Annotated in this window: 11 protein-coding genes; 8 read left to right on the top strand and 3 right to left on the bottom strand. The window is 69.4% G+C overall.

Going from position 1 to position 12,647, the window contains the following annotated elements; translation table 11 throughout:
* Positions 1-83 precede the first annotated feature (83 nt).
* From B3349_RS12515 to B3349_RS12485, 7 genes are all read left to right on the top strand, one after another.
* Positions 84-560 carry a nucleoside deaminase gene (locus tag B3349_RS12515; RefSeq protein WP_291589050.1) on the top strand — a complete coding sequence of 159 codons (477 nt, stop codon included), beginning with the start codon at positions 84-86 and terminating at the stop codon, positions 558-560.
* A 181-nt stretch (positions 561-741) separates the two neighbouring features.
* The gene (locus tag B3349_RS12510) at positions 742-1,683 is read left to right on the top strand and encodes a LysR family transcriptional regulator (RefSeq protein WP_291589048.1); all 942 of its coding nucleotides are present in this window, start codon (positions 742-744) and stop codon (positions 1,681-1,683) included.
* 397 nt (positions 1,684-2,080) lie between these two features.
* Positions 2,081-3,103 (top strand): ABC transporter substrate-binding protein, encoded by a 1,023-nt coding sequence (locus B3349_RS12505; RefSeq protein WP_291589046.1) that lies wholly within the window; start codon positions 2,081-2,083, stop codon positions 3,101-3,103.
* Between the two features lie 97 nt (positions 3,104-3,200).
* Positions 3,201-4,208, top strand: a complete 1,008-nt coding sequence (locus B3349_RS12500; RefSeq protein ID WP_291589044.1) for an isopenicillin N synthase family dioxygenase — start codon at positions 3,201-3,203, stop codon at positions 4,206-4,208.
* On the top strand, positions 4,205-4,624 hold the full coding sequence (locus tag B3349_RS12495) for a VOC family protein (protein ID WP_291589042.1): 420 nt from the start codon (positions 4,205-4,207) through the stop codon (positions 4,622-4,624). The genes B3349_RS12500 and B3349_RS12495 overlap by 4 nt, the downstream gene beginning before the upstream one ends.
* A 75-nt stretch (positions 4,625-4,699) precedes the next feature.
* A complete protein-coding gene (locus B3349_RS12490) occupies positions 4,700-5,230 on the top strand; it encodes a MarR family winged helix-turn-helix transcriptional regulator (protein ID WP_291589040.1) in 531 nt (176 codons plus the stop codon).
* Between the two features lie 220 nt (positions 5,231-5,450).
* Entirely contained in the window at positions 5,451-6,725 is a 1,275-nt protein-coding gene (locus B3349_RS12485; protein WP_291589038.1) for a multidrug effflux MFS transporter, read from the top strand.
* 577 nt (positions 6,726-7,302) lie between these two features.
* Here the strand turns inward: B3349_RS12485 and B3349_RS12480 are convergent.
* The 3 genes from B3349_RS12480 to B3349_RS12470 form a co-directional block, all read right to left on the bottom strand.
* Complete coding sequence (locus B3349_RS12480) at positions 7,303-8,565, bottom strand: MFS transporter (protein ID WP_291589037.1); 1,263 nt, start codon at positions 8,563-8,565, stop codon at positions 7,303-7,305.
* 308 nt (positions 8,566-8,873) lie between these two features.
* Entirely contained in the window at positions 8,874-9,908 is a 1,035-nt protein-coding gene (locus B3349_RS12475; RefSeq protein WP_192334140.1) for a patatin-like phospholipase family protein, read from the bottom strand.
* Positions 9,909-9,995: 87 nt separating this feature from the next.
* Positions 9,996-11,237 carry a cyanate transporter gene (locus B3349_RS12470; protein ID WP_291589036.1) on the bottom strand — a complete coding sequence of 414 codons (1,242 nt, stop codon included), beginning with the start codon at positions 11,235-11,237 and terminating at the stop codon, positions 9,996-9,998.
* Positions 11,238-11,571: 334 nt separating this feature from the next.
* Between B3349_RS12470 and B3349_RS12465 the strand changes: the two genes are divergently transcribed.
* Positions 11,572-12,609, top strand: a complete 1,038-nt coding sequence (locus B3349_RS12465; protein WP_291589035.1) for a tripartite tricarboxylate transporter substrate binding protein — start codon at positions 11,572-11,574, stop codon at positions 12,607-12,609.
* Positions 12,610-12,647: the final 38 nt, after the last annotated feature.

The following is a 12,647-nucleotide window of genomic DNA, read 5'->3' as shown; positions in this document are numbered from 1 at the left end:
GCCCTTTTGTGGGCCCGGTATCGGTGCCGGGACGGCCACAAAGGTGGTAGCTTCCACGGCTTGTGATGTGGAGTGTTTGTTCTATGACCACCGATTTTTCCGCCGCCGACCACCATGCCATGGCGCTGGCCATCGATGCCTCGCGCCAGGCCCTGGAGGCCGGTGACATGCCGTTTGGCGCCACCCTGACCGATGCGCAAGGCCGGGTGCTGTGGGTGGCACGCAATAACCAGGTCAGTGCCCAGGACTGCATGGGCCATGCCGAGACCGTGCTGGTGCAGGAGGTGCAAAAAGCCCTGGGCCCGCAGGTGCTGCAGGGCGGCACGGTGTACGCCAGTGGCGAGCCCTGTGCCATGTGCAGCGGCGCGTTGTTCTGGGCCGGCGTGCGCCGCGTGGTCTATGCCGCCACCACCCAGGACATTGCCCAGGCCCTGGGCGGCCCGGTGCTGCCCGCCACGGCGGCGCAGGTGCTGGGCCCGGCGGCGCCGGCGGTCGCTGTGCAGGGCGGCCTGCAGCGCGATGCCGCCGTGCAGGTGCTGCAGGCCAAGGCGCAGGCCTGATCGTGCCGCCCTGAGCCTCGCGCCTCCTCGTATGCAGGAGGGTGGGGCGCATCGGCCAGGGTGGTGGGTTGCCTGTGGGCGGCGGCCCGGGCTGGCGCCGATCTTGCATCGGCAGCAAGGCCCTTGTTACCTCTGGCATCCACCCCTGGAGTCCTTTCCGGGCGGTGCGGCCATTGCCCCCATGACCCTGCGACTGCACGCCCGCGCACTGCTGTACTTCGATGCCATCCGCAAGGCCGGCTCCATCCGCGAGGCGGCGCGGCGCCTGCACGTGGCCTCGTCGGCGGTGAACCGCCAGCTGCTGGAGCTGGAAGACCAGATCGGCGCGCCGCTGTTCGAGCGTCTGCCTGCCGGCCTGCAGCTGACGGCGGCGGGCGAAGTGGTGGCGCGCCATGTGATCGTGGTGCTGCAGGACGCCCACCGCGTGGACAGCGAGCTGGATGCACTGCGTGGCATCCGCCGGGGCGAGGTCAGCCTGCAGGCGGTGGAGGGGCTGAACGCAGACTTTCTGCCCCAGGTGCTGGCCCAGATGGCGCAGCACTACCCGGGCGTGCGGGTGACCACCCGCTCCAGCGGGTCGGCCAGCATGGCCGCCGCCGTGGCCATGGGCGAGGCCGATGTGGCCGTGGGCTTTGCCCTGCCGCGCCATGCGGAGCTGACCCAGCTGGCCATGGGCCGGTTCGACCTGGGGGCGGTGGTGACGCCGGCGCACCCGCTGGCCGGGCGGCCCGCCGTGAGCCTGTCCGACTGCGCGGCCTATCCCTTGCTGCTGCCGGGGGCCGAGCTGTCGGTGCGCTGGCTGCTGCAGCCCTGGCTGGACAGGCTGGCCGGGCAGCTGCATGTGCCGCTGGAGTCGGCCTCTATCGACCTGATGCGCACCCTGGCGCGCGACGGGGTGGGCGTGGCCTTTCAGACCCGGCTGGGGCTGGAGCGGGAGCTGGCCGCCGGCCAGCTGGTGTTTGTGCCGCTGCGCACCCCGGGGGCGCTGGTCAGCGAGCTGGGGGTGTATGTGCGGGCCGGGCGTGCCCTGGCGCCGGCGCTGGACGCCTTTGTGCGGCTGCTGACCGAGGCCGTGGCGCGGGCCCAGGCCGTGGAGTCCGCGCAGGGCGTGCACCTGCGCTAGCGGCGGCTGCCGCCCAGGCGGTGGGGGGAGGGCGCAAGGGGCTGCACAACGACCCCACAACGACCCCACAACGACCCCACAAAGGCCCCACAAAGGCCCCGCAATGGTCAAGCAGTGATCAAGCAGGGGTCACGCAACGCCTTGGCACATGGCGGGAAAAGGCACGAAAAACGGCCTGCCAGGGGAGGGTGATGCCCTGTGCTGGTGCGCCGCTGCACCAGGGCGGGGTGGGGCGTGCATCAGGCTTGTGCTGTGCGCTTTTTGAGAGCGGCTCGCTGCAAATTCTGTGCTTTCTGAAAGCGGGTGGGGCGCCCTACAGTGAATCCCAGACCGGTGTTTTGATCTCGCTCAGGACCGGATGTTGCGATTGTTTTTCCCCACCTCGGAGAGTATTGCCATGAAACGCCGTTCACTGTTGCAAGCCAGCTTGGGCTGTTCCGCACTGGGTGCCCTGGGCCTGGCCCGCGCGGCCAGCCCCACCCGCTTCAAGTTCAACCTGGGCTGGAAGGTGGAAGCCTCGGGCGCCGGTTTTCTGCTGGCCCAGCAGCGCGGCTACTACCGCGATGCCGGTCTGGATGTGGTGATCGACACCGGCAACGGCTCCACCGGCGCCATCAGCCTGGTGGCCAGCGGTGCCTACGATGCGGCGTCGGCCGACCTGGCATCGATGATCGAGTTCATGGTGCGCAACCCTGGCGCCGGCCTGCAGGCGGTGGCCATCCAGTACGACCAGAACCCGAATGCCGTGATCGCCCGCAAGGGCGGCCCGGTGCGTAAGGCGTCCGACCTGGCCGGCAAGACCATTCTGGGCCAGCCCTTCAATGCCTCGCGCAAGCTGTTTCCTGCCTTTGCCAAGGCCCAGGGCTTTGACGCCAGCGGTGTGCGCTGGGAGAACCTGGAGCCGGGCGTGGGGGACACGCGCTTTGCCAAGGGGGACTTTGATGCGGCCGCCTATTTCTACTTCACCGGCCTGCTGAACCTGAAGGCGCGCGGTGTGGATCTGGCCACGCTGGATGTCTACCGCTATGCGGACTTCGGCATCCAGTCGTACGGCAACGGCCTGGTGGCCAGCACGCGTTCCATGGCCAATGCCGGGGCCATGAAGGCCTTTGTGGCAGCGTCCACCCGGGGCTGGCTGGATGCCATTGCCGACCCCCGTGCCGGCGCGGCCGCCGTGAAGGCGCGCGAGCCTCTGGTGAACGAGGCCATCGAGCTGGAGCGGCTGCGCCTGATCATCGACGGCAGCATGAAGTCGGCGGGCACGGCGGCCCATGGCTGGGGCGCGGCCACGCCCGAGCGCCTGCAGGCCACGCTGAGCGAAACCCTGGAGGCCTTCAATCTGCAGTCTTCGCTGACCACGGCGCAGATCTGGACCGATGCCTTTCTGCCGCCGGCAGCGGCACGCCGCCTGCCGGCGTAAGCGGATGGGTTGGTCGGCGGGGCGGCATGCACGGCATGTGTGGCATGCGCCCGCTGGCGTTTTCTGCTGGTGTTTTTTCTTTGATACGGGTTGTGTGATGGGTATTCCAATTCTGGATCTGACGGATGCACTGCATCCCGGTGCGCCCCGCAGTGCGGAGGTGGCGGCGCAGCTGCGCCAGGCGGCCATGGGCTCGGGCTTTTTCTATGTGCGCCACCACGGCATTGCCGCGGAGATGGTGCAGCAGCAGTTTGCGCTGGCGCGCCAGCTGTTTGAAGTGGTGCCGGAGGCGACGCGGCAGCGCCTGTCCATCCACCATTCGCCCACGCAGCGCGGCTACGAGCAGCTGGGTGCGCAGACGCTGGACCTGTCGGCCCGCCCGGATGTGAAGGAAAGCTTTTACTGCGGCATGGCCTACCCGGACGACCACCCCTATGTGCAGGCCGGCTACCAGACCTATGGCGGCAACCAGTGGCCGCCGGAGCTGCCGCAGGCCCCGGCGCAGTGCGAGGCCTATATCCAGGCCCTGCTGGCGCTGTCACGCCGGCTGATGCAGCTGCTGGCGCTGTCGCTGGCACTGCCGGAGGACTACTTCGATGCGACCAGTGCCAGCCCGATGCTGTCGCTGCGCATGCTGCGCTACCCCGCGCACCCGGCCGATGCCGACGCCCAGACCTTTGGCGCCGGCGCGCACACCGACTGGGGCGCGCTGACCATCCTGGCCCAGGACATGCACGGCGGGCTGGAGGTGTGCATGCCCGACGGCAGCTGGGTGCCGGCCACCCCGGTGGCGGACTGCTTTGTGGTGAACCTGGGGGACATGATTCCACGCTGGACCAACGGGCTCTACCACTCCAACCCGCACCGGGTGCGCAACACGCAATCCGGCGGACAGCCGCGCTTTTCCATTCCGTTCTTCTACGAGCCGGACTTCATGGCCCGCATCGAAGCGGTGCCTGGCACGGTGGCGCCGGGCGAGGCGCCGCGTTTTGCGCCGTGCACAGCGGGGGAGCACCTGAGCGAGATGTACCGCCGGACCTACCAGCTGAAAGCGAAAACGCCTGCGGATATGGGAGCGGACACGGGTGCGGAGGTGGCGGCATGAGGGTCTTCGTCAACCAGTTCTGCCGCGACACCGAAGGGCAGATGCAGTTCTATGCCGCCTTGCTGGGCCTGCCGGAGCTGGCGCAGCGCCGCTCGCCCATCTACCGCGCACTGGATGCGGGGGAGGCGGAGCTGGGCTTCAACAGCGAGGCTGCCTATGCCCTGCTGTCGCTTGGTGATCGCATGCCGGCCGAAGCGGCGCCCGCACCGGTCACCGCCTATGCCACCTTCATGCTGGACAGCCCGCAGGCGGTGGATGCCGCGGCCGCGCAGGTGCAGGCCCTGGGCGGCGGCATCATCAAGGCGCCGTATGCGACCTACTACCAGGAATGGCAGGCCGTGCTGCACGACCCGGAGCAGCGCGTGTTCCGCGTGAGTGCCGCCGTGGCAGCCGCACCGGCCGCGGCCGGCGGCTGAACGCATCGCCCTGCTGCGGGCAGGGTGTCGTGCGCTGGCCTGCAGGCGCAGACTGTTTTCTTGCAAAATATTGGCATGCAAACTAATTCGCATGCCATGGTGGATGCCGTCATCACCGCGCCGGCGGCCGCGTCCACCCCTTCCTGGCTGGACGAGGGCCCCGATGTGCCCGAACCGCCGCAGGCGCGCGCCCGGCTGGGGCGGCTGATCGGCGGGGTGTACCGCCAGTGGCGCCGCCAGGTGGACCAGAGCGTCAAGGACCTGGGCCTGACCGATGCCACCCGCGCACCGCTGCTGGCGCTGCACGCAGCCGACGGCCCGCTGCGGCAGAAAGAGCTGGCGCAGGCACTGCTGCTGGAAACCTCGTCCCTGGTCCGCGTGCTGGACCAGTTGCGCGGCATGGGCCTGGTGGACTGGGACAGCGATCCCAACGACCGCCGCACCAAATGCATTGCGCTGACACCGCGCGGGCGCAAGACGGTGGCCCGCATCCTGACCCGCAGCCTGGAGATCGAGCGCAGCATCCTGGTGGATGTGACGCCCGAAGAACTGGTAGTGCTGCGCAGCGCCCTGGAAAAAATCTCCCGCCGTTTTGACACCCTATGACGCCGTGCAGCCACTGCGGTGGCCGGCATGGCATGGAAAGCAGGGCGCAAGCTGCTGCTGAGAAGCTATGAATTCCCGGGACGTTCACCACTCCCCACTGGATACGGCAGCGCCCGAGGCGGCTGACCTTTACTCCTTGCCTGTTCCATCGCACAGCGCTGCCGAGGCGCTGCCGGCCCAGGAGGGCGCAACGCCGCCATCGCCGCCTGTATCACCGGCTTTGAGCCCGGTTGTACCTGTTGCACCCACTGCATCTGAGTCCCCTGCAGCACCGGCAGCGTCCAGCCCCGCTGGCGCGCTGCCGGTGCTGACGGCGCCGCTGTGGCTGCTGGTGCTGGTCACGCTCAGCGGCACCATGGCCATGCACATCTTTGTGCCGGCGCTGCCGGTGGCGGGCAGTGCCCTGCATGCCCCTGCGGCCAGCATGCAGCAGACCATCACCTTGTATGTGATCGGGCTGGCGCTGGGCCAGCTGGTGTACGGCCCGGTGTCGGACACCTGGGGCCGCCGCCCGGCCTTGCTGGTGGGCCTGGGGCTGTACCTGTCGGCCAGCGTGGTGGCGCTGTGCGCGCCCACGCTGGAGTGGCTGCTTGCTGCGCGGCTGGTGCAGGCCCTGGGGGGCGCGGCCGGGATCACGCTGGGCCGGGCCATTGTGCGCGACATCGCACCGCCCGAGCGGGTGACCAAGGACCTGGCCCTGCTGAATCTGCTGACCCTGGTGGGGCCGGGGCTGGCGCCGATCGTGGGCTCCTACCTGGCCGAGCATTTTGGCTGGCGCGCCATCTACCTGTTTCTGGTGGGCATGGGCGTGGCCATGGTGCTGTGCACTTGGCGCATGCTGCCGGAAACCAACCGCCAGCGCCGGCCGCTGGCCATAGCGGGCATTGCCGGGGACTACCGCACCCTGCTGTGCACGCCGCGCTTTGCCGGCTTCATGCTGGGGGGCGCGTGTTCCACCACCGCGCTGTACCCCTATCTGGCGACAGCGCCCTACATCGTGCATGAGCAGCTGGGCTACCCGATTGCCATGGTGGGCTGGTTTGCGGCCGCCACCATCGTGGGCGCCAGCCTGGGCACCCTGGTGACCCGGCGGCTGGCGGGGCGCTACCCGGCCGAGCGTTTTCTGTATGTGGGCGGCGGCATTGGCCTGAGCATGGCGCTGGCCTTGCTGGGGGTGCAGCTGGCGGGCTGGCTCAACGGCCCCATCCTGGTGGCCCTGACGCTGGTGATGACCCTGGGCGCCGGCATGTCCAGCCCGGCCGCGCTGTCGCGCGGGCTGTCGGCCGTGCCGTGGCTGACTGGCTCGGCCGCCGGCCTGTACGGTTTCGGGCAGATGGCCATGGGCGCGCTGGGCACCAAGCTGGTGGGCTATGGCGACAATCCGGTTGTGGCCTGCGCGGTCACGCAGATCTGCATCATCGGGCTGGCCCTGGCCAGCTACCACTTTGCCGCCTCCCAGCCGGTGGCGGTGCAAGCCGGGCTGCCACCGCGCTGAGGGCGGAACGCACTTGCCCCCGCCCTTGCCCGGGCAAGGTGGCGGGAGTGTGACAAAACACTGCAGCGCACAGGCCCGGAGCAGGGCCAAAATGCTCCGGGCAGGGCGCCTGGCAGGCCATGTCCGCTGCCCGCGCGCTGCGGGAAACGGAGCGGCGCAGCGGCCGTGTACGTCTATTGCGGGAGGACGGCTGCCCCGGGGCCGGTTGGCAAGGCACTGGCATCCAGTCTGGCGCAGGGGCCTGACGCCGACATACAAACGCGAACGATGCTTACTTGCATCCGTCTGTCGGAATGCGGGTGCGTGGTTACACTTTGTCTTGCAGAGAGGGGTGGTGTGCCAGAACCCGCACCGGGTGGTCCGTCAGAGGGCCGCGCGGTGGTCTGCCGGCGTGCCGCCCCCTGGGTCTGCAGCAGGAGGTGCCATGAGCTACTACCCCATGACGGAGTCTGGTCGCTTCGACCCCGTCTTCTTTGCGCTGTTCACTCTGGTCCTGTGGTGGAGCATCCTCGCCGCGACGGGAAGCTGAGCAGCGGAACGGCGACAGCGGGCAGCGCGGGCCCGGGCGGCGGTCGCGTCAGGCGGCAGCCGCAGGCAGCGCTGTGCGGCGCGCCGGCAGCACCAGGGCCACGGCGGCGGCCAGCAGCAATAGCACGCCGGACAGGCCGAAGGCCAGCCAGTGGGTGCCGAAGTGTTCATACCCCCAGCCGCCCAGCCAGGAGCTGACCATGGCGCCTAGCTGGTGGCCCAGGTAGGCCCAGCCATAGAGCACGCCCACTTTCTGCACCCCGTACACATCGGCCAGGATGGCCGAGGACAGCGCAATGCTGCCGGCCCAGACAAAGCCGCCGATGACGGAGGTGCCGAACAGCTCCAGCAGGTTGCCCGCCAGCAGCAGCGCAAAAAAGCCCAGGCCTCGCACCAGATAGATCACCGCCAGCAGCTTTTTGCGCTCCACCCGGTCGGCCAGCCGGCCCAGCACCATGGTGCTGGGAATGGCAACCAGTCCGATCAGCCCGATGCCCAGTGAACTGGTGGTGGCGTCAAAGCCATGGTCCATCAGCATGGGCATGCCATGCGTGCCCAGCAGGTTCATGCTGAAGCCGCAGGCGAACAGGCCCAGGGTGATCTTCAGGAACGTGGCCGTGCGCATGGCCTGGCCCAGGCTCAGGCCGGACATGGCGCTGGCCAGGGCACTGGCGGGTGCATGGCGGGCGGCGGCCGGCTGCAGGGGGGCGTCCCCGTCGGCCGGGGCATCGTCCCGGACGATGTACAGCGCCATGGGCACGGTGATGGCGGTGAACAGGACGGCAAAGCCCAGTAGGGTGGTCTGCCAGCTGAAGTGCTGCAGCGCCGTGCCCAGGGCGGGCGTCATGAAGGCGATGCCGGCCATGGAGCCGGTGGACAGGAAGAACAGCGCCATGCCCCGGCGGCGGTTGAACCAGCGGCTGATGACGGGCGTCAGCGCCACCGGGCTGGTGAAGCCGGCGCCGATGGACATCAGCACGCCGAAGCTCAGCAGCAGGCCGCTGGGGCTGCGGGTGTTCACGGACCACAGCGTGGCGGCGACCAGGATGGCGGTGCCCAGCAGCAGGACGAAACGGGTGCCGTGGCGCGCGACCAGCCAGCCGGCCAGCGGCATGGCCAGGCCATAGCACAGCATGCCCACGGCCACGATGGAGGCCAGCAGGCTGCGGCTGAATCCCAGGTCCTGCGCCATGGGCAGGAACAGCGGCCCTATGCCCAGGCGCATGCCCACGGTGAGCAGGGTCAGCACGGTGGCGGCTGCCACGATGTTCCAGCCAAAGTACCAGCGGGGTGGGGGAGCGGAGGTGGTCATGGCGCAGCAGAGGTCGTAAGCCCCGCGCGCAGGGGGCTTGCGCGGTGGGGGCAGACCGGCATGGTACGCCGCCCGCCGGCGGCGCGCTGTCGCCCAGGCTGCAAGGCGCAGCGGGGGCGTGACTGGGGGGCGCGACCGGGTGCGGTCCCTGGGGCCGGGAGTCACGCGGCGGTGCGGCACAGCACACCGACGCAGGGGCTTCACGCGGGCGGCGGTTCAGACAGAGGAAAGCGGGCGCCGGGTGTCCCCCGGCAGGGGAGGTCCGGCCTGCCGCAGGGCAGGCCGGAGCCTCTGACAGGGCCGATGGTTCAGGGGCGCGGGCAGGAGTTGTCCAGCCCCGCCATGCCGGCCAGCTTCTGCATCTGCGAGCGCTGTTCCAGGCAGTTCAGGTGCTGGGCTTCGGCCGCTTTCTGCTGGGCCAGCTGGGTGGCCTTGGTGCGTTCGGCCTGGAGCTTGGCCACGCGTTCGCGCAGCTGCGGCATCACGGCCAGTGCGGCTTTTTCGCCTTCCACAATGGCGTTGGCGCGCTGGCTGAAATCGGCAGCGCCGATGTCCAGCACCTTGGGGCGGATGACGATGTCGGCGCGCGAGAGCTCGGCCTGGCCCAGCTTCTGGCCCATGATGGCGATGGACTGGTTCAGCGCGCCCAGCATGTTGTCGGGGCTCTTGCCGCGGGCCTTGTTGGAGATGTCCACGGCCACCACGATGTCCGCGCCCAGCTGGCGTGCGGCGTCCACCGGCACCGGGCTGACGATGCCGCCGTCCACATAGTGGTACTTGCCGATGCTGACGGGCTGGAACACGCCCGGGATGCTGCTGGATGCACGCACCGCCTGGCCGGTGTTGCCACGGGCAAACACGGTGCGCTCACCGTCTTCCAGGCGCGTGGAGACGGCCACAAACGGCTTGGCCAGCTGGTCCAGCGGCTTGCGCGCCACCTGTTCGTTGACGTAGTCCTCGAGCTTCTGGCCCAGCACCAGGCCGCCGGAGGACAGCTGCAGATCGCGGATCTTGGTTTCGTCCAGGGCGACGGCCTTTTCCTGCAGCTCGAACGCGTTCATGCCGCTGGCGTACAGGGCGCCCACCACGCTGCCGGCACTGGTGCCGCTGACCACCACGGGGGTGAAGCCATTGGCTTCCAGCATCTTGATGACGCCGATGTGCGCAAAGCCCTTGGCCGCTCCGCCGCCCAGGGCAATGCCGATGCGCACCGGCGGCGCCGCCGGGGCAGAGGCTAGCGGTGCAGGGGCCGGGGTGCTGGGTTGGGGCGGGTTGCTGGTGCAGGCGGCCAGGCCGAGTGCGCCCACGCAGGCCACCAGGCGCAAAGATGCATTCAAACGCATACCGGGAAAACGTGCAGTCATGGGCGGCAAAGTATAGACCCCGGTGCCGGGCGGCCGGTGAGCGCGCCCCGCCGACCCCGCCGGGGATCAGGTTGCCGGGGCCCGCAGCCGCTGCGCGTAGTGGCGGGGGTTGAAGCGGGCCGATAGCAGGCCGACCAGGGCGGCCACGCCGGCCTGGTACAACCAGCCCGGGGTCCAGCTGCCGCTGGACTGGTGCAGCTGGGCCACTATCCAGGGGGCCAGCGCGGCCAGAATGAAGCCGCCGCCCTGCATCAGCGCGTTCAGCGCGCCGGCCTGGGTGGGGGAGGGCAGGTGGTCCAGCGCCACCACCATGAACAGGGCAAAGCAGCCGCCCAGGCCCACGCCCAGCACCAGGGCGTTCAGGGTGGGCGCCGCATCGGGCCAGCAGGCCAGGCCGGAGAAGCCCAGCACCTGCAGTGCCAGCATGGCCATGATCCAGAGGCGGCGGTCGGTGCTGCGCGCGGCCAGCGCGGGCACGGCCAGGGCCGCCAGCGCCTGGGCCACCGACAGCAGGGCCAGCAGGCTGCCGCTTTCGGTGCCGGACCAGCCATGGGTCTGGTAGAACGGGGCCAGCCAGGCCACGGTGCTGGCGTAGCCGCCATTCATCAGGCCGAAGCTCAGCAGCAGCAGCCAGGTGCGCGGCCGGCGCACCAGCCAGCCGGTGTCACTGGCTGGGGCAGTGGCTGGGCTGGTGGCCGCCGGCCGGGCCGGCGTTGGCAGTGCCGGCAGGCGCCCCAGCACCCACCAGGCCAGGGGCAGGGTGACCAGCACGGGCACGGCCCACATGGCCAGCGCGGCCTGCCAGCCCAGGCCCCACTGCATGGCCCAGGGCGAGAGCTGGGCGCTGAGTGCGCCGCCCCCCATCAGTGCGGCGGAATACAGGCCCATCATCACCGCCATGCGGTGGGGGGACTGGCGCTTGATCAGCCCCGGCAGAATGCCCTGGACCAGGGCCACACCGGCGCCGCACAGACCGGCTGTGGCCACCAGCACCCAGGCATGGGCACCGGCCAGCCGCAGTGCGCAGCCCAGGCCGATGGCCAGCAGGGCCCAGACAATGGCCGGGCGCAGGCCCAGGCGCCGCAGTGCGGTGGGGGCCAGCCAGGTGCCCACGCCCATCAGCACCATGGGCAGCAGGGTCAGCCAGGAGAACATGCGCAGCCCCATGCCGGTGGCCGCCTGGATGGCGTGGCCCAGCGGGCCGGGTGCGGTCAGAAAGGGACGCAGGTTCAGCGTGATCAGCACCACCGCCAGCAGCCAGAGCCAGGTGGGCAGGCGCGCAGCGGTGGGAGGGGAGGAATCGGTCATGGAGCAGGCAGGGCCGGGCAGGCGCGGGGCGCCGTGCAGGGCAGGGGCGGGAATGTGGAAAGTGCGTAGAAGCTGTAAGCCCGATGAAGGCTTGGCGGGGCATATTGTCCTGCACCCTGGCACGCCGTGCAGCGTGCCGCCACCATCGCCGGCCGGGCGCCCTGTGCAGGGTGTCTGCACCACCGCCCTATACGCCGCTGTCCCCCATCCGTAAAGACTGCCGAACGCAGGCCTGTCACCTAGGCTACGGGGTGTATGACGCTTGCGTGACAAGGCTGCTGCCTGTGTGACGGCAGCGCGGGGTTTGCCCTGATCTGCTGCATTTCTGCGCGTGATGTCATGGCGTCTCTTCAACGAGACGGCTATGGAGACGGTGATGAGCAAGGGTGTAGATCTCAAGCGCAGAGCAGTGGTAGGTGGCCTGTGCATGGCGTGGGTGCCGCTGATGGCGCAAACCAAGGGCGCGGTCACGGCGCCGCCGGAGCTGGCAGGCAAGACGATCAAGCTGATCGTGGGCTATCCCCCCGGGGGCGGCACGGACCTGACCGCCCGCACCCTGGCCGTCTACGTGGGCGAATACACCGGCCTGACGGTGATCGTGGAAAACCGCCCCGGCGCCGGCGGCAACATTGCCACCGACAACGTGGTGCGCGGCCAGGCCGATCCCGGCAACTGGCTGTTCGTGACGCAAAGCCAGGTCATCACCAATCCGCTGCTGATGAAGATGAGCTTCGAGCCCATGCAGGAGCTGGCGCTGATGGCACGGGCGAGTGCCAGCCCGCTGGTGCTGATCGTGCGGGCGGACTCGCCCTTCAAGTCGTTCGACGACATCATGGCGGCGCACAAGAAGAACCCCGGCTCGCTGAACTACGGCTCGGCCGGCATCGGCACGCCCCAGCACATCGGTGTCGAATGGCTCAAGAGCCTGTCCGGCATGCAGGCCGTGCACACCCCCTACAAGGGCAGCGGCCCCTGCATCATGGGCCTGATGTCGGGCGAGATCGACTTTGTGCTGGAGTCGGCCGCGGCCGCGTCGCCCCATGTGCGCGGCGGCAAGGTGCGCGCCATCGGCATTGCCGGCAGCGCCAAGCCGGATGACTTCAAGGACGTGCGCCAGATCGAGGCCAGCGTGCCCGGCTTCAACATGGACGCCTGGAGCGGTGTGGCCGTCTCCAAGAAGGTTCCGGCCACGACCAAGCAATACGCCGAACAGGTGCTGCAGGCCTGCCTGAACAACCCCGATTTCATTGCCAAGCTCAAGGCCCAGGGCGGCAATCCCGGCTGGCTGAGCGGCGCGCAATTCACCCAGTCCGTGACCGAGGAAGCCAAGGTCACCAAGGACATTGTGGTCAAGAACAACATCCGCCTGTGACCTGGGCGGCATTCCTCGGTATCTCCAGTCAGTGTAGT

The organism is Comamonas sp. UBA7528, assembly GCF_002479375.1.
In the GTDB taxonomy this organism is placed as follows: domain Bacteria; phylum Pseudomonadota; class Gammaproteobacteria; order Burkholderiales; family Burkholderiaceae_C; genus Comamonas.
This window is presented reverse-complemented; position numbering and strand designations above follow the sequence as displayed.

Excerpts from the sequence above, each read along its gene's own strand:
- B3349_RS12515 (WP_291589050.1), top strand. The coding sequence starts at position 84 with ATGACCACCGATTTTTCCGCCGCCGACCACCATGCCATGGCGCTGGCC.
- B3349_RS12510 (WP_291589048.1), top strand. The coding sequence starts at position 742 with ATGACCCTGCGACTGCACGCCCGCGCACTGCTGTACTTCGATGCCATC.
- B3349_RS12505 (WP_291589046.1), top strand. The coding sequence starts at position 2,081 with ATGAAACGCCGTTCACTGTTGCAAGCCAGCTTGGGCTGTTCCGCACTG.
- B3349_RS12500 (WP_291589044.1), top strand. The coding sequence starts at position 3,201 with ATGGGTATTCCAATTCTGGATCTGACGGATGCACTGCATCCCGGTGCG.
- B3349_RS12495 (WP_291589042.1), top strand. The coding sequence starts at position 4,205 with ATGAGGGTCTTCGTCAACCAGTTCTGCCGCGACACCGAAGGGCAGATG.
- B3349_RS12490 (WP_291589040.1), top strand. The coding sequence starts at position 4,700 with ATGCAAACTAATTCGCATGCCATGGTGGATGCCGTCATCACCGCGCCG.
- B3349_RS12480 (WP_291589037.1), bottom strand. The coding sequence starts at position 8,565 with ATGACCACCTCCGCTCCCCCACCCCGCTGGTACTTTGGCTGGAACATC.
- B3349_RS12475 (WP_192334140.1), bottom strand. The coding sequence starts at position 9,908 with ATGCGTTTGAATGCATCTTTGCGCCTGGTGGCCTGCGTGGGCGCACTC.
- B3349_RS12470 (WP_291589036.1), bottom strand. The coding sequence starts at position 11,237 with ATGACCGATTCCTCCCCTCCCACCGCTGCGCGCCTGCCCACCTGGCTC.
- B3349_RS12465 (WP_291589035.1), top strand. The coding sequence starts at position 11,572 with ATGTCATGGCGTCTCTTCAACGAGACGGCTATGGAGACGGTGATGAGC.